This window comes from Gluconacetobacter diazotrophicus PA1 5, assembly GCF_000067045.1.
Classification (GTDB): domain Bacteria; phylum Pseudomonadota; class Alphaproteobacteria; order Acetobacterales; family Acetobacteraceae; genus Gluconacetobacter; species Gluconacetobacter diazotrophicus.
In genome coordinates, this window is sequence record NC_010125.1 from 3,238,708 (window position 1) to 3,257,926 (window position 19,219).

At 67.8% G+C, this 19,219-nt stretch carries 17 protein-coding genes and 1 pseudogene; 10 read left to right on the forward strand and 8 right to left on the reverse strand.

Going from position 1 to position 19,219, the window contains the following annotated elements; genetic code table 11:
- The first annotated feature begins 83 nt into the window (after positions 1-83).
- From GDI_RS14925 to GDI_RS14935, 3 genes are all read left to right on the forward strand, one after another.
- On the forward strand, positions 84-2,096 hold the full coding sequence (locus GDI_RS14925) for a CocE/NonD family hydrolase (RefSeq protein ID WP_012227513.1): 2,013 nt from the start codon (positions 84-86) through the stop codon (positions 2,094-2,096).
- A gap of 64 nt (positions 2,097-2,160) precedes the next feature.
- Positions 2,161-2,667: an NUDIX hydrolase gene (locus tag GDI_RS14930; RefSeq protein ID WP_012227514.1), complete on the forward strand. Its 507-nt coding sequence runs from the start codon at positions 2,161-2,163 to the stop codon at positions 2,665-2,667.
- Positions 2,664-3,017 (forward strand): response regulator, encoded by a 354-nt coding sequence (locus tag GDI_RS14935; protein WP_012227515.1) that lies wholly within the window; start codon positions 2,664-2,666, stop codon positions 3,015-3,017. The genes GDI_RS14930 and GDI_RS14935 overlap by 4 nt, the downstream gene beginning before the upstream one ends.
- Positions 3,018-3,023: 6 nt before the next feature.
- Here GDI_RS14935 and GDI_RS14940 read toward each other — a convergent pair whose 3' ends face one another.
- The 3 genes and pseudogenes from GDI_RS14940 to GDI_RS14950 all read right to left on the reverse strand — a co-directional run bounded on the left by GDI_RS14940 (position 3,024) and on the right by GDI_RS14950 (position 6,146).
- Positions 3,024-4,490: a glycosyltransferase family 39 protein gene (locus tag GDI_RS14940; RefSeq protein WP_012227516.1), complete on the reverse strand. Its 1,467-nt coding sequence runs from the start codon at positions 4,488-4,490 to the stop codon at positions 3,024-3,026.
- Positions 4,487-5,637: pseudogene (locus tag GDI_RS14945) on the reverse strand (glycosyltransferase). The gene GDI_RS14940 and the pseudogene GDI_RS14945 overlap by 4 nt, the downstream one beginning before the upstream one ends.
- Positions 5,634-6,146: an Lrp/AsnC family transcriptional regulator gene (locus GDI_RS14950; RefSeq protein WP_012227530.1), complete on the reverse strand. Its 513-nt coding sequence runs from the start codon at positions 6,144-6,146 to the stop codon at positions 5,634-5,636. Before GDI_RS14950 ends, GDI_RS14945 begins: the two are co-directional and overlap by 4 nt.
- Positions 6,147-6,285: 139 nt before the next feature.
- Between GDI_RS14950 and trxB the strand changes: the two genes are divergently transcribed.
- Positions 6,286-7,248, forward strand: coding sequence for a thioredoxin-disulfide reductase (gene trxB, locus GDI_RS14955; protein ID WP_041249518.1), 963 nt, complete (start codon positions 6,286-6,288; stop codon positions 7,246-7,248).
- Between the two features lie 89 nt (positions 7,249-7,337).
- On the forward strand, positions 7,338-8,222 hold the full coding sequence (locus tag GDI_RS14960) for a LysR family transcriptional regulator (protein WP_012227534.1): 885 nt from the start codon (positions 7,338-7,340) through the stop codon (positions 8,220-8,222).
- 340 nt (positions 8,223-8,562) lie between these two features.
- On the opposite strand, the gene GDI_RS19310 is transcribed toward GDI_RS14960, so the two are convergent.
- From GDI_RS19310 to GDI_RS14980, 4 genes are read right to left on the reverse strand one after another with little or no spacing between them, the layout of a single operon-like run.
- Positions 8,563-8,934 carry a hypothetical protein gene (locus GDI_RS19310; protein ID WP_012227538.1) on the reverse strand — a complete coding sequence of 124 codons (372 nt, stop codon included), beginning with the start codon at positions 8,932-8,934 and terminating at the stop codon, positions 8,563-8,565.
- Positions 8,935-8,959: 25 nt separating this feature from the next.
- Positions 8,960-9,256, reverse strand: coding sequence for an integration host factor subunit beta (ihfB, locus tag GDI_RS14970; RefSeq protein ID WP_012227540.1), 297 nt, complete (start codon positions 9,254-9,256; stop codon positions 8,960-8,962).
- Positions 9,257-9,278: 22 nt separating this feature from the next.
- A complete protein-coding gene (gene sppA / locus GDI_RS14975; RefSeq protein WP_012227542.1) occupies positions 9,279-10,220 on the reverse strand; it encodes a signal peptide peptidase SppA in 942 nt (313 codons plus the stop codon).
- 42 nt (positions 10,221-10,262) lie between these two features.
- Positions 10,263-10,739 carry a MucR family transcriptional regulator gene (locus GDI_RS14980; protein ID WP_012227543.1) on the reverse strand — a complete coding sequence of 159 codons (477 nt, stop codon included), beginning with the start codon at positions 10,737-10,739 and terminating at the stop codon, positions 10,263-10,265.
- Positions 10,740-10,874: 135 nt separating this feature from the next.
- On the opposite strand from GDI_RS14980, the gene rbsK reads away from it, so the two are divergent.
- The 5 genes from rbsK (at position 10,875) to guaD (ending at position 17,626) form a co-directional block, all read left to right on the forward strand.
- Positions 10,875-11,825: a ribokinase gene (rbsK, locus tag GDI_RS14985; protein WP_012227548.1), complete on the forward strand. Its 951-nt coding sequence runs from the start codon at positions 10,875-10,877 to the stop codon at positions 11,823-11,825.
- 86 nt (positions 11,826-11,911) lie between these two features.
- On the forward strand, positions 11,912-12,613 hold the full coding sequence (locus tag GDI_RS14990) for a glutathione S-transferase N-terminal domain-containing protein (RefSeq protein ID WP_012554813.1): 702 nt from the start codon (positions 11,912-11,914) through the stop codon (positions 12,611-12,613).
- A gap of 11 nt (positions 12,614-12,624) precedes the next feature.
- Positions 12,625-13,911, forward strand: a complete 1,287-nt coding sequence (locus tag GDI_RS14995; RefSeq protein ID WP_041249863.1) for a UdgX family uracil-DNA binding protein — start codon at positions 12,625-12,627, stop codon at positions 13,909-13,911.
- 138 nt (positions 13,912-14,049) lie between these two features.
- On the forward strand, positions 14,050-16,209 hold the full coding sequence (locus GDI_RS15000; RefSeq protein WP_041249520.1) for an FUSC family protein: 2,160 nt from the start codon (positions 14,050-14,052) through the stop codon (positions 16,207-16,209).
- A 67-nt stretch (positions 16,210-16,276) separates the two neighbouring features.
- Complete coding sequence (gene guaD, locus GDI_RS15005) at positions 16,277-17,626, forward strand: guanine deaminase (protein ID WP_012227556.1); 1,350 nt, start codon at positions 16,277-16,279, stop codon at positions 17,624-17,626.
- A gap of 22 nt (positions 17,627-17,648) precedes the next feature.
- On the opposite strand, the gene GDI_RS15010 is transcribed toward guaD, so the two are convergent.
- Complete coding sequence (locus GDI_RS15010) at positions 17,649-19,148, reverse strand: diguanylate cyclase (RefSeq protein ID WP_041249521.1); 1,500 nt, start codon at positions 19,146-19,148, stop codon at positions 17,649-17,651.
- Positions 19,149-19,219 lie beyond the last annotated feature (71 nt).

Genomic DNA, 19,219 nt, shown 5'->3' on the forward strand with positions numbered 1-19,219 from the left:
CCTGATCCGTTCGGTTGCGACATGGTCATGCCAACGAAACACCTTGTCCTCCGCTGTGGCGGAGATCAGCAGGAGCGTATGGTTTGACACTTTCTACACGTCGTCGCCCGGGCGGGACGATCACCTTCCTGACCGCCCTGACCCTGGCCAGCAGCATCGGTGCCATCGGCCTGGGCAACCCGGGCCACGCCGCCCCCAAGCCGTCCCGGACCGCCACCCCCGCGTCCACGCAGCAGGGTGCCTCGGTGCTGACCGTCCAGACCGGGAGCGACATCCCCGCCCATGTCACCTTTCCGACCGACGGGCGCGACTACGTCAAGCGCGACGTCATGATCCCGATGCGCGACGGGGTGAAGCTGCACACCGTCATCGTGGTGCCCCGCAACGCGCATGACGCGCCGATCCTGCTGACGCGCACGCCCTATCACGCGTCGCAGCGGCTGAACCGGGTCGAGGATTCGCCGTCCATGCGCGCGCTGCTGCCGCAGGGCGACGATGTGTTCGTCGAATCGGGCTATATCCGCGTCTTCCAGGACATTCGGGGCAAGTACGGGTCGGAAGGCGATTACGTGATGACGCGCCCGGTGCGCGGGCCGCTGAACCCCACCCGCACCGACGAGGTCACCGACGCGTGGGACACGATCGACTGGCTGGTCAAGAACCTGCCGGAATCGAACGGCCGCGTGGGCATGCTGGGCTCGTCCTATGAGGGGTTCACCGTGGTCATGGCGCTGCTGAACCCGCATCCGGCGCTGAAGGTCGCGGCCCCGGAAAGCCCGATGGTCGACGGCTGGATGGGCGATGACTGGTACCATTACGGCGCCTTCCGCCAGGGCGGGCTGGATTATTTCACCGAGCAGATGACCGTCCGTGGCGAGGGCAACCCGATTCCCCGCGTGGACCGCGACGATTACACGAACTTCCTGCGGGCCGGATCGGCCGGGCAGTTCGCCACCGCCGCCGGTCTGGACCAGTTCCCGTGGTGGCAGCGCATGCTGGCCCACCCGGACTACGATGCCTTCTGGCAGAACCAGGCCCTGGACAAGCTGATCACCCGCCACCCGCTGACGGTGCCCACCCTGTGGGAACAGGGCCTGTGGGACCAGGAAGACATGTGGGGCGCGATCCATTCCTGGCAGGCGCTGAAGAAGACCAGCCCCAGCGTGCCGAACATCCTGGTCATGGGCCCGTGGCGGCACAGCCAGGTCAATTATGACGGATCGGAACTGGGCCCGCTGCATTGGGACGGCGACACCGCGCACCAGTTCCGGCGCGACGTGCTGCTGCCGTTCTTCAACCAGTACCTGCGCCCCGGCGCGCCGGCGGCGAACCTGCCGGAAGCCATCATCTACAATTCCGGCGAGAACCACTGGGACCGCTTCCCGCGCTGGCCCCTGGCCTGCGATGGCAAGGGCTGCGCCCATCCGATGAAGCCGCTGTTCCTGCAGGCGGGATACGGCCTGTCGTTCGATCATCCGGCGGCGGACGGGCAGGATTCCTATGTGTCCGATCCCGCGCATCCGGTGCCCTTCCTGCAGCGCCCGTTCAATTTCGCGACCGACGGCGCACGCTGGAAGACGTGGCTGGTGCAGGACCAGCGCCAGGCGGAAAGCCGCCCGGACGTCCTGACCTATGAAACCCCGGTCCTGACGCAGTCGGTCCGCGTCAGCGGCGTGCCGGTGGCGGATCTGTTCGCGGCGACCAGCGGCACCGATTCGGACTGGGTGGTGAAGCTGATCGACGTGCAGCCGGCCACCAACGGCGACCGGCCGGAGATGGGCGGATACGAGCTGGCGGTGTCGATGGACATCTTCCGCGGCCGCTATCGCGAGGGCTTCGATCATTCGGTGGCCACGGTGCCGAACCAGGTGGCGCGCTATCGCTTCACGCTGCCGGCGGTCAACCACGTGTTCCAGCCGGGGCACCGGATCATGGTGCAGATCCAGTCCTCGCTGTTCCCACTCTATGACCGCAACCCGCAGACCTTCGTGCCCAACGTGCTGCGCGCCACGCCGCATGACTTCGTCGCCGCGACGCAGTCGGTCCATCGCGGCGGCGACCAGTCCACGGCGATCTGGCTGCCGGTCGTCCCGTAACCGCCCGGCGCACAACGGCGTCACGGAGTGGCCGGAGGGGGAGTCATGCGTCTATGATGGCCGCATGAACTCCCCCTCCCCCGTTTCGGCCGCGATCCTCGCGGTCGTCGTACGCGACAGGCGCCTGCTGCTGATCCGGCGGGCCAACCCGCCGGACCAGGGCCTGTGGGGTTTTCCCGGCGGCCGCATCGAGCATGGCGAGACCGTCATGCAGGCCGCCGAGCGCGAACTGCGCGAGGAAACCGGCTTCATCGCCCGGGCGCAGGGCGTGCTGACGGCATTCGACGTGCTGGACCACGCCCCGGACGGTGCCCTGCGGTTCCATTACGTCATCGTCGTCGTGCGCTGCGCCGATTCGGGACAGGATACGGTGCGCGCGGCCGACGATGCGCTGGATGTCGACTGGTTCACGCTGGACCAGGTGCGCGACGCCCCCGAACGCATGAGCCCCGGCCTGCTGGAACTGGGCACGCTGGCCCTGTCGGACCGGGGCATCGCCCCGTGGCCCGTTCCCACCGCCGCCCCCCTGCGGCGGCGTCCGCCCGTCCCCGCACAGGGCTCCACGCCATGACGTCCCCCCGCCACGTCCTGCTGGTCGAGGACGAATCCGCCATCGCCGACCTGGTCCGCACGGCGCTGGAGGCGTCCGGCCTGCGCGTCACCCCATGCGCCGACGTGCAATCCGCCCTGCGGGAACTGGACCGGGGCGCGTTCGACCTGGCCATCCTGGACCTGACCCTGCCCGACGGGTCGCCCGATCCCCTGGCCAGGCGCCTGGCGGATGCAGGGGTGCCGATCATCGCCATCAGCGGCGACCCGGCACGCCTGGCGACATTCGCATATGGCCAGGGCCTGGAAAAACCGTTCCGGATTCGCGCCCTGCTGGACCGGATCAAGGATACCCTGCCCGCGTCGCGGTGACAGGCCTTATACAGCCCCGGAGGGCAGGCGCGCCGTCCAGGCCGGCGCTTCGGGCGCCAGCGTCACGCGAAAGACCGCATAGCGTTCGGCCACTTGGGCGCCCCGCCCGCGCGCCAGCGTGCCGATCCGCGTCATCCGGCTGAACGGGGTGGGATCGACGGTGCGCAGGCGTCGTTCGCTGCACAGGAAGATCCCCTGCTGGCCGCCGGCCGCACGCGGCAGGTCGAACAGGGCCCAGCGCGGCTCGATCCCGATCACCGGCCGGCGCGGCAGCGCCAGGGCCAGTTCCGATGCCAGTCCGTATTCATCGGCGGCGATGAAGCCGCCGGAAGGGGCCATGCCGTCCGCCGCACGGGCCAGGTCCTGCCAGCCAGCCATCTGGCGCAGGGTGATGTCCAGATGCGGCGACAGCGCGACGGGCGACAGCGTGGACTGCACATAGACCAGCAGCGTCAGCACGAAGCCCAGCGCCGATGCCGGCCCCCAGAAGCGCCAGGTCAGGGAAGCCGCCGCGATCGCAAGACCGGGATAGAGCAGCACCGGCCAGTTGGCCTGCACCCGGTCGCCCAGCGCATGCTGCACGAACACCACGATGGCGGGCACGGTCCAGCAGGCCAGCAGCGCCGCCGCATCGTCCCGCCACGCGCGGCGCAGGGCCTGCCACAACCCGCCCGCGAAGAACAGGGCCACCAGCGGCGTTGCCAGGCCGACCTGCCCCCCCGCCAGTTCCCCCAGGAACTGCACCGCCCGCGCCGGCCGCCAGTCGCCCGCCCGGCCACCCTGTCGGACAAAGCTGGCCCAGTGATGCGCCGCGTTCCACCCGATGACGGGCAGGAACAGCAGCAGGGCCAGCATGGCGGCACACCAGGGCCAGGGCGTGCGCAGCCACACCCGCCCGGACCGGCTGCCCAGCAGCCAGAACGCCAGCCCCGCCCCCGGCAGCACCGCCGTGTATTTGCTGTCGCACGCCAGGCCCAGCGCCAGCCCCAGCACCAGCCACCAGCCACCCCGACCGGTGACGTGCAGCCGCCCCAGCGCCCACAGCGCCGTGGTGATGAAGAACAGCAGGGGCGTGTCCGGCGTCATCGTCACCGCGCCGATGCCCAGCGCCAGCGTGGCATTCAGCAGGATTCCGGCCCGAACCATCCGTCCGGCCGCCGGCCCCCATCCCAGGTCCCGCGCGGCGGCGGCCAGGAACAGCGTCCCCACACCGGCGGAAAGCGCCGCCGGCAGGCGAATGCCCAGCGTCGTATCGCCCAGCAGCGCGGTCCCGCCGCGAATCCACAGGGCGACCATCGGTGGATGGTCCAGATAGCCGGGCGCGAGCGCGCGGGACCACACCCAGTAATAGGCCTCGTCCGGCGAAGGCGGAGTGCAGGCGGCCACGATACCGCGCAGCACCGTCAGCAGGCCCAGCGCAACGCCGCCCCATACCAGCAGACTGCGATCGGCGTACCCGGCCCTGCCGGTCAACGCACCCGCCAGATCAGCGTCGACGACACGGCGTATTCCACACCACGGCGATCGCGGCCCCCGCGGCCCCCGCCTGGTTCCATTTGCCGTCCTCGCTGAAGACCGCGCGCGCGATGCCGATATCGGCGAGTGCGCCCACCGAGCAGATCGCCAGGAACAGCAGCAGCCCCAGCCACATCCGGCCGCCGCGCAGGCGGCAGTCGCGGTAGGTCAGGGAATTGTTCATCCAGAAATTGGCCACCATGGCGGCCACGGTCCCGATCCCCTGCCCGGACGCGAAATCGGCGCCGCACCGGCGGGCAACGTCCAGCACCACCAGGTTGACCAGGATGCCCACCAGGCCGACCAGGGCAAACGCGATGAAGCGGGTCGGCAGGAACCCGCGGCATACCTTGTCGCCCAGCATCGCCAGGAACTGGATCAGGACCAGGACGTCCAGCTTGCTCTCGCCCGCCGCGCGGGGGCGGAAGACGAACGGGACCTCCAGCACCCGCGGGCGCTGGGGGGCGGACAGGAACACGTCCAGCAGGATCTTGAACCCCGTCCCCGACAGATGCGGCACCGCGCGTTCGAACAGGTCGCGCCGCATGGCGAAAAACCCGCTCATCGGGTCCCCCAGCCGCACCGGCAGGATCATCTGCACCATGCGGATGCCGGAATCCGACAGGAATTTCCGCCAGCCATTGGCCAGGCCGGCATTGTCGCCGCCTTCGACATGGCGGCTGCCGACGGCGATGTCGTAGCCGTCGCGCACCACCGCGTCGATCAGCCGGCCCAGGCAGCTCTCATCATGCTGCATGTCGCCGTCCATGACGGCGACCACGCGCGCCGAGGACGACAGGACGCCCTCGATCACCGCCGAGGACAGGCCACGGCGACCCACGCGCAGGATGCCCCGCACCCGGCCATCGCATTCCGCAAGCGACCGGACCTCGTCGATCGTGCCGTCGGGCGAGTTGTCATCGACGAAGATGACCTCCCACTCCCGCCCCGCCAGGGCGGCGGACAGGGCGGCGACCATGGGGCGCACGTTCGCGCGCTCGTTGTAGCAGGGGACCACGATGCTGATATCGGCCGCCAGCCGGACCGTGTCGGGCCGCGCCTTGGTGGCCGGCGGTGCATCGACGGGGGGCAGGACGATGCTCACATGTCCGTCCCTGCCACGCCCATGCCGCCGGCGCCGGGGGGCTGCACGGGCACGCCGGCGCGGCTCAGCGCCGTGCGGATGGTCTGCAATGTCTGGACCCGGCTGACATGCGGGCTTTCGGTCAGGCGGCGGGTCAACTGGTTTTCATGCGCGGCGTCGCGCGCCACCAGCCGGACCAGGAAGTCCCCGCCGCCCCGGATCATGTGGCACTCCCGGACCTCGGGCCATTCGGCCACCTGGGTCTCGAACGCGGTCAGGACGGCTTCCTTCTGGCTGTCCAGCCCGATCAGGGCGAACAGCGTGATCGTCCAGCCCAGCAGGGCGGCGTCGGTATCGGCGTGGTAGCCGCGGATCAGCCCTTCTTCCTCCAGCCGCCGCACGCGCCGCAGGCAGGGCGGGGCGGAAATACCGACCCGGCGCGCCAGTTCCACGTTCGTCATGCGGCCATCCGCCTGGAGTTCGGCTACGATCCGACGGTCAATCGCATCCAGGTCCATCACTTCAGTCATTTCCGTCCCAAATCTGATGGCGCGCAGGATATGGCATGCGCCCGTTGCCGAAAAGGGCGCAGCAGATCCCGCGCGCCTTGTGTCCAGCGCATTGGACGGCCATATCCCCTGCATTGTGATCACATCGACGCCCGAGTCCATGACCCAGACCCATACCACCGACCTTCTTGTCATCGGCGCCGGCCCCGCCGGCTATACCGCCGCGATCTATGCCGCGCGCGCCAACCTGAAGCCCATCCTGGTGGCCGGCCTGCAGCCGGGCGGACAGTTGATGATCACCACCGACGTGTATAATTACCCGGGCTTCGCCCGCGGCATCCAGGGCCCCGAACTGATGGAACAGATGGCGGCCCAAGCCGCGCATGTGGGTACGCAGATCATCCACGACATCATCACCGAATGCACTCTGAAGGGTCACGGCGGGGCGGGCGAACCGTTCCGCCTGGTCGGCGATTCCGGTGACGTCTACCTGGCCCGCTCGGTCGTCATCGCCACCGGGGCACAGGCCAAGTGGCTGGGCATTCCCGGCGAGGCCCAATACCAGGGGTCCGGGGTTTCGGCCTGCGCCACCTGTGACGGATTCTTCTATCGCGGCCGGACCGTCGCCGTCATCGGCGGCGGCAACACGGCGGTCGAGGAAGCGCTGTACCTGACCCATCATGCCGAACATGTGATCCTGATCCACCGGCGCGACAGCCTGCGCGCGGAAAAGATCCTGCAGGACCGGCTGTTCGCCCACCCCAAGATCACGGTGAAATGGAATTGCGTGGTGGACGAGATCGTGGCCACCGGCACCCCGCCCGTCGTCACGGGCCTGAATCTGCGCGATATTTCATCGGGCACGAACGAACACCTGGCGGTCGACGGCGTTTTCGTCGCGATCGGGCATGCCCCGAACACGGCGGTTTTCAAGGACCAGGTCGAAACCGACGACGAGGGATATATCGTCACCAACCCGGGCGGCACGCGCACGTCGGTGCCGGGCGTCTTCGCCGCCGGAGACGTGCAGGACCGCATTTACCGCCAGGCCGTTACCGCGGCGGGAACCGGCTGCATGGCCGCGCTGGAGGCGGAACGTTACCTGGCGGGAATGTCGCACTGAATACCATAAATCCTTGACCGGATCGGGTATTTCCGTCACCAGAACCAGATTGTAACGACAGGTTCTCCAGCCAGGATCGGAATGCAGCGTTGGACTGGGATAAACTCCGTATTTTCCATGCGGTGGCCGAAGCAGGGTCCTTCACACACGCGGGTGACGTACTCAATCTTAGCCAGTCGGCGGTCTCCCGCCAGATTTCGGCGCTGGAAGAAGCGCTGCAGGTTCCCCTGTTCCACCGACACGCGCGCGGACTGATCCTGACGGAACAGGGCGAAACCCTGAACCAGACGGTGCGCGAGGTCTTTTCCAAGCTGGCGATGACCCAGTCCCTGCTGACCGAAAGCAAGGAAAAGGCCGCCGGACGGCTGCGCGTGACCACGACGACCGGTTTCGGAACCTGCTGGCTGACGCCGCGCCTGCATCGTTTCGTGGACGCCAATCCGGACATCAGCATCACCCTGATCCTGGAAGACAACGACCTGGATCTGGGCATGCGCGAGGCCGATGTCGCGGTGCGGATGCACCCGCCGCGCCAGCCCGACCTGGTCCAGCGCCACCTGGCGGACTTCCCGCTGCCGATCTACGCCTCGCCCGGCTATCTGGAGGAATTCGGCACCCCGGCGACGCTGGACGACCTGTCCAGCCACAAGCTGGTGCTGTTCGGCGGCTATCATCCGCCGGTGCCGCACATCAACTGGCTGGCCGAAGCCGGCGTGCCGGCGGACGAGAAGCGCCCCGCGCGGATCGAGGTCAACAGCCTGCCGGCCATGGCCGAGGCCATCGCCTCCGGCGTCGGAATCGGGTCGATCCCGGCCTATGCGGCGGTCCTGCACCCGCATCTGGTCAAGATCCTGTCGGACGTCACGGTCCCGACGGTCGATGCCTATTTCGTCTATCCCGAGGAACTGCGCACATCGAAGCGCGTCGCGGTCTTCCGCGATTTCCTGCTGGCCGAAATCAACGGCCGTCACTGACAGGTCCGCATCCAGCCAGGCAGCATTCGAATGCAACAGGAAAAACGGACAATGGCCGGCGGCGGCACAGGCACACAGGGCAACGGAACAGCCAAGCAGGCGTACGAGGCCCGCCGCGCCGCCAAGGCCGGCGTCAGCCTGGATCGCTGGATGGACCAGAAGGACGAACGCCGGACCGTGGCCAAGGCCGCGCCTGCACGATCCAATCCCCCGCCGGCCAATCCGCTGCTGGCCCTGGCACGCTCCACCTGGCGCCGCCTGATGGACCGGACCGGGCCCACCGACCGCTTTAGCGGCTTGGGGCGAAAAGCCGGGGCTTTGCCCCGGCGTGCCGTCCCGCTCAGCTATGCCGATGCGCCGTGCGTCGCAACTGGCACCGGCGCGAGGTATCGCGATAATACATCGCCTGCCCGATCGGGGCGAAATAGCGACGCCGCCCGACCGCCCGCAACCTGTGCCCGGGGGTCGTGATGACGGCGTCATGCGTCGCACAGAGATGCGCCGCCAGACCGGTACGACGATGGGCATGGCGCTGCCCGTCCCGCGCCCATGCCGGACCGCCGGCACCCAGTGCCATACACACTACCAGAAGACCCGAGATCACGTCCCGCATCCTGCGCCCCTTCATGGCCCGCCTTCTTCCATAGAGAAGAACCCGTAGCAGCAGCAATTGGAACATATCAAGAACATTCGGCAGGACGAACCGGAACACGAAGGAATGACCGTCCTTCGTTCCCTCAGTCCTCGGCGGGGGCGCCGTTGTTCACGCGCTCGCGCAGTTCCTTGCCGGCCTTGAAGAAGGGGACGACCTTTTCATCCACCGCCACCATTTCACCGGTGCGGGGATTGCGTCCGGTGCGGGCGTCACGCTTCTTGACCGTGAAGGCCCCGAAGCCGCGCAGTTCCACACGGTCCCCCCGGGCCAGCGCCGCGCTGATCTCGCTGAAGATCGTCTGGACGATCAATTCCACGTCGCGGCTGAGAAGGTGCGGATTCGCCGCAGCCAGTTCGGCGATCAGCTCCGATTTGGTCATCCTTCCCCTCCCGAGATCGTGTTCAAGGTTTCCAGATCGCAACAGCCCCGTCAAGCGCAACGCCTTGCGAAAGCACGCTTCCTGCCCACTCGTCACCGAAAACGACGCCCAGCATGCTGCGCGTGATCCGGTGCATCCAGCCCTGCCCGGTCGTCACTTTCAGGTCCACGACCGGAATCGTCCCGCTCAGGTGCCGGGTACTGGTCAGCCACGCCTTGGCGTCGCGCTCGTCCCCGATCTGGTCGATCAGTCCCAGCGACAGCGCCTGCCGGCCGGTATAGGGCCGGCCGTCGGCCAGGGTCCGCACCCGTTCGACCGGCATATGCCGCCCGTCGGCCACCATGGTGACGAACTGGTCGAACAGGTCCGCCACCACCCCCTGCAGCATCTGCCGCCCTTCCGGCGACAGGGGCTGCGTTCCCGAAGGCTGGCCCTTCATCGGGCCGGAGACCAGTTGATCGACCTTGACCCCCACCCGGTCCAGCAGGCCCGACACGTCCGGTGCTTCCATGATCACGCCGATCGACCCCGTCAGGGTGGACTGGACCGCGAACACGCGCTGCGCCGGCACCGAAATCATGTACCCCGCCGAAGCGGCCAGGCCCCCCATCGTCACCGCCACCGGCTTGCGGGCCGCGAAACGGGCCACCGCGTCATGCAGTGCCTCGCCCCCGCTGACCGATCCGCCGGGGCTGTCCACGGCCAGGATCATGCCGCGTACCGAATCGGTTTTCGCCGCCTTGTCGACCAGGTCGATCAGCTTGCGATTGTCCGATCCGATGATGCCCGCCACGCGCACGCGCACCAGATGATCGCGCGACGCGAAACCGCCGCTGCGCATCAGCGAATGACCGCCCACGCCGACCAGGGCCAGCACGAACGAGGCAACGGCGGCGATCCGCCAGAATACCAGCCGACGCCGCAGTCGCAGCCGGTCGACCGTCAGGTCGGGATCAGTCGCCATGCGGCATCACCCGGACCAGCCCAATACCAGAACCCACCATCGTTACGACACGGCGGCCTTGCGTCCGCGCCGGGCCGGCTTGGCCGCGGAATCGTCGTTCGAGGAGTCCTCGACCACCGCCGTGATCTTGCGGCCCAGCCCGATCTCGCGCGCCAGGGTCGACCGGCGCTCGGCGTAGTTCGGCGCAACCATCGGGTAATCCGACGGCAGGCCCCAACGCTCACGATACTGTTCCGGCGTCATTCCATAGGCGCTCTGCAGATGCCGCTTCAGCATCTTCAGTTTCTTCCCATCTTCAAGACAGACGATGTAGTCAGGAAACACCGACCGCTTGATCGGCACCGCGGGCTGCAGCTTCTCGGGTTCCGGCGCGACCTGCCCCAGCGAAGCCAGAGCCTGATAGACCTGCCGGATCAGATCCGGAACACTATCAGCAACGACGGTGTTATTCGAGACATGAGCTGATACGATCTGGGCGGTGAGTTCCAGGAAGGGGGCATCCTGCTCAATTTCCGACATACCGTTTTTTCCATTCCGTTTATTATATCAGGAGCGATTCGTAACAAAAATTTACGATGAAACACAGCAGAATTATAGTGCATTTCAATAATTAATACAACGACTTTTTCTAAATTTAACGAAAGCCGGATATCCATGCCCCGACCCAAAAGTAAAAATCACCCTCTGGTTGTATTCGGTAGCATCAATATCGATATGGTCGCCCGGTTGCATCACTTTCCCGCGCCAGGCGAAACTTTACACGCACAGGGCACCGACCTGGGGCTTGGGGGCAAGGGCGCCAACCAGGCGGTGGCGGTCGCGCGCCTGGGGGCGGAGGTCCTGCTGATGGGCCGGACCGGCGACGACATGTTCGCCGACTACGCCGCTACCTCCCTGCGGCGGCGCGGCGTCGGGCCGGACGGCCTGTTCCGCTCGCCCGGCGACACGACCGGCCTGGCCATGATCTGCACCGACAGCGCGGGGGAAAACACCATCGTCGTCGCCGGGGGCGCCAACCTGGCGATGGATGGCGACGATGTGGCACGCCTGGTGCCGCTGCTGACGCCGGGCGCGATCGTGCTGATGCAGTGCGAGATCCCGATGGACACCATCCTGGCCGCCGCCCGCCGGGTCGACGCCGCCGGCGCGACCCTGATCCTGGACCCCGCCCCGGTCCCCGATGCCGGCCTGCCCGACGAATTGTTCCGTCTGGCCACGCTGATGACCCCCAACGAAACCGAGACCGAACGCCTGACCGGACTGCGCCCCCACGACCCCGACAGCGCGCGCCAGGCCGCGGGCCGGCTGCACCAAAAGGGGCTGCGCCGGGCCATCATCAAGCTGGGCGCGCGGGGCGTGCTGTATTCCGACGAGTCGGGCCACGGATTCATTCCCCCTTTCCACGTCACCGCCATCGACAGCGTGGCGGCGGGCGATTGTTTCAATGGCGGGCTGGCCGTAGCGTTGTCGCAGGGCCTGGACCTGGCCCGGGCCACGCGCTTCGCCGCCGCCTGCGGCGCGCTGGCCACCACGCGCAAGGGCGCGGCGGACGCCGCCCCGACCCGCGAGGAAGTGGAGGGCCTGCTTTCGGCACAGCCGCGATAAGTATCCGACCTTTTGGCGCGACCCCGCGTTGCGTGCGGTATGATCACCCTGCCGGCCGTCCCATCGGCCGGCGATCGGGAGGCACCATGATCGACCTGTATTACTGGACGACGCCGAACGGCCACAAGATCACGCTGTTCCTGGAAGAAACCGGGCTGCCCTATCGCCTGATCCCGATCAATATCGGCAAGGGCGAACAATTCGCCCCCGACTTCCTGAAGATCGCGCCGAACAACCGCATCCCCGCCATCGTCGATCAGGACCCGGTCGTGGGCGGGCCGCCGATCCCGCTCTTCGAATCCGGGGCGATCCTCTATTACCTGGCCCGCAAGACAGGCCGTTTCCTGCCCGCCACGCTGCGGGAGGAAACCGAGGTCATGACATGGCTGTTCTGGCAGATGGGCGGCCTGGGCCCCATGGCCGGGCAGAACCATCATTTCCGCCTCTACGCCCCCGAACGCCTGCCCTATGCAACCACGCGCTATACCCAGGAAACCGAGCGCCTGTACGGCGTGCTGGACCGCCACCTGGCGGGCCGGGACTTCATCGCGGGCGGCGGATACAGCATCGCCGACATGGCCTGCCACCCCTGGATCATCCCCGAAAACCAGGGACAGGACATGGCCGCCTTCCCCAACCTGGCGCAATGGCATGCCCGGATCGCCGCACGACCGGCGACCCGACGGGCCTACAGCCTGACCGACCCCGTCCGCGCCGGGCAGCCGCCGGTGCGCGAACCGGCCGAACGCGCGGCGCTCTATGCCACGCTCGACACAACCGCCGATTGAACGTCTGCATCATGCCGCACGCGCACGCCAGAGTGACGCTGGCCCATGAGGTCGATTTCGCGGGCTGGCGAACCGCGACGCGCCGCCTGGTCATGGCCGGCCAGCCCGCCGGGCGGATTGCGTGGCGAATCGACGCGCGCACGGCCGACCCGATCGAGGACCAGGGCGCCGAAGCACCGGAGGGCAACCCTTTTCACGTATCCCGCGCCCTGCTGGACCTTGCCGAGACCGTCATCCAGGCGCGCGATCCCGACCGTTTCGCGCTGCTCTACCGGCTGGTCCAGCGCAACGCGGCCGGCGAACGCGACCTGACAACCCGCACCGACGACCCCGACATCGCCCGCGCGCTGGTCCTGACCCAGGCGGTGCGGGACGATACCGCCCGCCTGCGCGCGCATCTGGAGCTGCCCGCCGAGGACATGGCCATCGGGCAGTGGACTTCGGAGTCCCACGTCCTCGTCCCCAATGCGCGATTCCTGACCATTCAGCGTTCGCTGCGCCCCTGGGCGGTCTCGACGCCGGACGAAACCCTTCTGTGGACGGGCCGCAGCCTGCATCTGCTGCCGCCGGGCACCGACCCGTCCGCCCTGCCCACGGACAGGGAGTCCTGGGAGGGGACGGGCCTGACGCTGCGCCCCGCCGATCTGCCGCGTCCGGCCCTGCGCCTGACCGAGGGACTGGATATCGCACGGATCGACAGCCTGCCGGCCCTGATCGCGGCGGCGCGCGACTGCCTGATCTGCCCGATGGCACGCCAGACGACGCAGACGGTCTTCAGCGACGGGCGCCCGGGGGCCGCGCTGATGCTGGTGGGCGAACAGCCGGGCGACCAGGAGGACCGCGTCGGCCGGCCTTTCGTCGGGCCTGCCGGGCAATTGCTGGACCGCACCCTGCACGAGGCCGGGATTACCCGCGATGCCGTCTACGTCACCAACGCGGTCAAGCATTTCCGCTTCCAGAGGCGCGGCACCCGGCGCCTGCATGAAAAGCCGACCGTGGAAAACGTTACGGCCTGCGCGCCCTGGCTGGCGGCGGAACGGCGCATCGTGGCGCCGCGCGTGCTGGTGATGCTGGGCGCCACCGCCGCCGGTGCCGTCCTGGGCCGCAGCGTCACGATCGGGCGCGAGCGGTCGCGCCCGATCCCGCTGGCCGACGGGTCGACCGGGCTGGTCACCGTTCATCCGTCCTTCCTGCTGCGCCAGCCGGACGAGGATGCACGCACCCGGGAATATGCCCGCTTCGTGGCCGATCTGCGCCTGGCGCGGGACCTTCTGCCGGCGGCCACGCTCCCGTCCTGACCCCGCCGGTCCATGGCTGATGACTGATATGCAGTCTCACCATCGTTACCCTGGGCGTGGTTCTGTTCTATCACAAAACACCCCCGTCGCTGCCGGAAGCCGTGCATCGTGCCTGTTTTTCCCTCGTCTTTGACCCCCATGCTGACGCGTCTGGCGTGCTGGCGGCCACCGAGCATCCGGCCGCCCGGCTATGCGCGGATGAGCGGCCTCAAGTGGCTCTACGCCCCGAAGGGCGAGGCGATCGGTTTCGCGGTACGCACCACGATCGCGGCACTGCTGTCCCTGCTGCTGGCGATGTGGATGGAACTGGACAGCCCGCAATGGGCGCCGATGACGGTATGGATCGTGGCCCAGGGGTCGCGCGGCGAAAGCCTGTCGAAGGCCCGCTGGCGCCTGGTCGGCACCGCCATCGGCGCCACCTCCGCCGTGGTCCTGATCGCGGCCTTTCCCCAGGCGCCATGGCTGTTTTTTCCCGCGATCGGCATATGGATCGGCCTGTGCTGCGGGCTGGCGACGCTGGTGCGGAACTTCCGGTCCTACGCACTGGTGCTGTCGGGCTATTCCTGCGCCATCGTCGCACTGGACGCCATCCGCAGCCCCGACGACGTGTTCATGATCGCGATGTCGCGCTCGACCTACATCGTACTGGGCATCGTCTGCGAAAGCCTGGTCGCCGGGCTGTTTTCCCATAACCTGGCGGAAACCGCGCGCCGCAACATCCGTGAAAAGCTGCAGACGGCGCTGTCCAGCAGTTCGTCCGCCATCGCCGACCTGCTGGCCGGCGACCAGCAGGCCTTCATCCGGTCGCGCGCCCTGTTCGGCACCATCCTGACCATCAACGACCAGATCGAGTTCAGCGAGGTCGAGATGGGCCCCCACGGGCACGAGGGCGACCATGCCCGCGCCGCCCTGGCGGCCGTGTCCGTGCTGCTGTCGCGCGGCTTGGGCATGACCGCGCGCATGCGTGCGCTGGGCGTGCCGCACCAGACGTTCACCGAGACATCGCTGCTGGTGCGCACCTATCTGCAGGGGCTGCCGCAGCGCCTGAAGCGCGACGAGGACGTCCTGGCCGCGATCGACGATCTGCGCGCCCTGCGCGGCGTGTGCCGCCAGCAGGTGGTCAATGCCCTGACCGAGGAAAGCAACGGCCGGTATCCTGCCGACGGCCCGGAAATCCAGGCCCTGCTGGACCTGCGCATCCTGCACAGCGCGCTGGAGGAACTGCTGGCGGAACTGCAGCAGGCGATCCGGGAATTCGACGCCAGCCAGCATGTCATTCGCGGCGACCATTTCCATTTCCGCCTGCAATCCCATCGCGACCTGAAGGAAGCGGCCCATAACGGCATCCGCGCCGCGGTGGCCATCACCTGCGCCGGCCTGATATGGGAAGTCACCGCGTGGTCCAACGGCCTGCCCTTCATCACCATGGTCGCCCTGACCTGCGGCCTGTTCGCCACGCGCGAAAACCCGGTGCTGGGCACGATGAACTTCCTGCGCGGGGCGATGTGGTCGGTGGCCGCGTCCTTCATACTGGTCATGCTGCTGCTGCCCCGCCCGGCCGACCCGGAAATGCTGGCGGCCTGCCTGGCGCTGCCGATGATCGCGGGGGGGCTCGCCACCCGCAACCCGGCCACGGCGGGGGCGGCCGCCGCCTATACGCTCTTCCTGCCCCACCTGGTCGGGCCGTCCAACCAGGGACGCCTGAACGAGATCGCGTATTTCAATTCCGCGTTCTCGCTGCTGTGCAGCATCGGCTTCTCGGTCCTGATCTTCCGCACGATCCTGCCCTTCAGCAGCGCCCGCGAACGCTGGCGGATGCGCAACCGCAACCTGCACGACCTGCGCCACCTGGCATCCGCCCTTCCGGTGCCGCAGACCCGCGACTGGATCGGGCGCAACACCGACCGCTTCTCGCGCCTGATCCGCCACGCCGGCCCTACCCCCACCCCGACCATCGAGGCCTATCTGCAAGGCACGCTGTCGGTGATGACGATCGGCCTGAACGTCATCCGCCTGCGCACCGTGCTGGCCCGGGACCAGTTGCCGCTGTCCGCCCGGCGGCCGATTACCGTGGTGCTGGGCCGCATGGCGCAACTGACCGGACGCTACGGCCGCACCGCACGCTCGGCCCGGGTCGCCACCGCCAGCCTGCGCCGGATCGAGGCCCGCGAGGCCAATATCGGCGCGCGCATCGAAATGACCCGCGCCATCGCGTACCTGCTGGTCATCTCATACGAACTGGATGCCAACGCCGCCTTCCTGGACGCGTCGAAACCCTATCGAATCGCCCAGTCCTGACCGGCTTCCAATGGCCGGACGAAACAGGCAAGACTGACCGGCAATTCCCGAGTGCCGAGCCCCGATCATGACATCGCCCCCGTCCGCCCCACCCCGCCGCCGCGCCCTGCGCGGACCGGCCGTCACCTTCCGTGCCGACCCGTTCCTGGACGATCCGTCCCGGGCCCTGGTCCATGAGCCCGACGCGCTGATCCTGGTCGAGGACGGGCACATCACCCGTTTCGGCGCCTTCGACGCGCTGCGCGATGCCATTCCCGAAGGCACGCCGGTCACGTCCTATCCCGACTGCCTCCTGTCGGCCGGGTTCGTGGACACGCATGTCCATTACCCGCAACTGCCGATGATCGCGGCCTATGGCGAGCAGTTGCTGGAATGGCTGGAACGCTACACCTTCCCGACCGAGGCCCGCTTCGCCGATCCCGTCCATGCCGGCCAGGTCGCCCGGCGCTTCCTGCGCGAACTGCTGCGGGCCGGCACCACCAGCGCCGCCGTGTACTGCACCGTCCATCCGCAGTCGGTCGAGGCGTTCTTCGCCGAATCGGCCCGGCTGAACACCCGCATGGTGGCGGGCAAGGTCCTGATGGACCGCAACGCCCCCGACGGCCTGCGCGACACCCCCCAGGGCGGATATGACGAATCGCTGGCCCTGATCGACCGCTGGCACGGGCGCGGACGCCAGTTGTACGCCGTGACCCCGCGCTTCGCCGCCACCAGCACCGAGGAACAGCTCGACCTGGCCGGCAGCCTGCTGCGCCAGCGCGACGGGCTGTTCATGCAGACCCACCTGTCGGAAAACCAGGCGGAGGTCGACTGGATCCGCCAGCTCTTCCCCCGGCGCCGGTCCTATCTGGATGTCTATGCCCATGCGGGGCTGGTCGGGCCGCGCAGCGTGCTGGGCCACGGCATCCATGTGGACGAGGAGAATTTCTGCACCTGCCACGCCGCCGGCTGCGCGCTGGCGCACTGCCCGACATCGAACCTGTTCCTGGGCAGCGGCGCGTTCCGCCTGTTCGACGCGGTGGACCCGCGCCGTCCGGTCCGCGTCGGGCTGGGCACCGATATCGGTGCCGGAACCAGCCTGTCGCAGCTCCAGACGCTGAACGAGGCTTACAAGGTCGCGCAATCGACCGGCCGGCGGCTGCACCCGGCGCAGGCCTTCTGGCTGGCCACCGCCGGCGGCGCGCGATCGCTGTACCTGGACGACCGGATCGGCACGATCGCCCCGGGCATGGAGGCCGACCTGTGCGTCCTGGACCCCCGCGCCACCCCGCTGATGGCCCAGCGCGCCGAACGGTGCGAGACGATCGAGGACCTGCTGTTCGTCCTGATGATGCTGGGCGACGACCGCAGCGTCCGCGCAACCTACGTGGCCGGCGAACTGCTGCACGACCGCGACGCGGCCCCGCAGGCGGCATAGGCCGGACCTGCGCCCCGCGCCGTCAGGGACCGGTCGTGGCGTGATGGTCCGCCGGGTCCGCCTGTCCATGCGACGGCGGACCGGAAGCAGCTGAAAAAAGACAATAGCCGTTTCGACCGGCCCGTTTTGCCTGATAGAGCGCGACATCCGCGCGGCGGATGATCTCGCCCGGCTGCAGATGCGCGTCCGTCGCATGAAAGAACGCCGCGCCGATGCTGGCGGTCACGGACCGTTCGCCGCACGACAGGATATAGGGCTGCAGAAGCAGGCCGTCGGCGAACGACGAGCACAGGACATCGAGCATCTCGTGCGTGAAGTGTCCGGGCACGATGGCTGCGAATTCATCGCCGCCCAGGCGCGCGATATGCGCGTTGCGGCACGCGAGAAGATCGACCATGCGTTTGCTGAACGCCTTCAGGACCTCGTCCCCGATATGGTGGCCCAGGCTGTCGTTGATCTGCTTGAAATGGTCGATGTCGATCAGGAACACGGCCCCCGGAGAGCCCTCGACGAGCAGAGAGACAAGAATATGTCTCAAACGTCGCCGGTTGATCAGGGATGTCAGGGAATCATGCGTGGCCGCATATTCCAGATGCTGCTTCATGAGGGAAAGGCGGTTCGTATGCCGGCGATTTTCCCCGCTGGCGTTGCTGACGAGGACCGCCGTCAGGAAGAGCGAGAAAAGATAGGGCTGGAGCATCGCCGCGCGCATCAGATGCCCGTCGGGCGAGAGGCGTGCGATCGGTCCCAGCCCGTGGGCGGTCAGTGCCGAGGTGAAAACCGAGACGAAGAAGATCGACGTGAGCACCTGTCCGGCCGAGGCGCGGAAAGCCAGCAGCACAAGAACGGGGTAGGTAAACAGGAAAAAGGACGATCGCGAGAACGAAAACAGAAAGATCGCCAGGACGACCGAAACGACCGACAGGATGACGGGCCCGGCCGGACCATTCCGGTGGGGCTTCCGTCCTTCCCAGTACCGCAAGACGGACAGCATCGCCGGGGTGGCAAGCAGAAGCCCCAAAGCGTCGCAGAAGACCCATTGCAGCCATTCCCCGAGCTGCTCGCTGGGGTCGTCCAGCACGACGCGTTCGAAGGTCGTCCCTGCCCCGGCCTCGACGGCCGCCGCCAGCACGGCGATGATCGTGAAGGCCACGAAACGCCGTGGGCGCGTCAGGTTCGTCATGGCCCCGCAGAATCGCCGGGTGAAGGGCGCGGCCAACACGACCAGGAAAACGTTGAGGACGCAGGCCAGCAGGGATTCGGGCGGAGAAAGGGCGCTCTGTCGGTTGACCAGCAGGTTAAGCAGGAAGCACGCGACGAGAACGCATGCCGCGAGACGCATGCGAAGCGTAAGCAATGCCGCGAGCATCACGGCGTTGGGCGGCCAGAACGACGTATAACCCTCGTCGTCGGAGCACAGGAAACGCGTCACCACGGTAATGGCGCCAAAAATCAGTACCAGGACGATTGCGTGCCTGATGCTTCGATTGGGCTCGGCTCGTCTACAGGGCCGCCAACGCATGCAAACCCCTCCGGGTACCACGTACGAGTTATGTCATGGGCTGAAATGCGACTGCAGGTGGTTCCGACCAA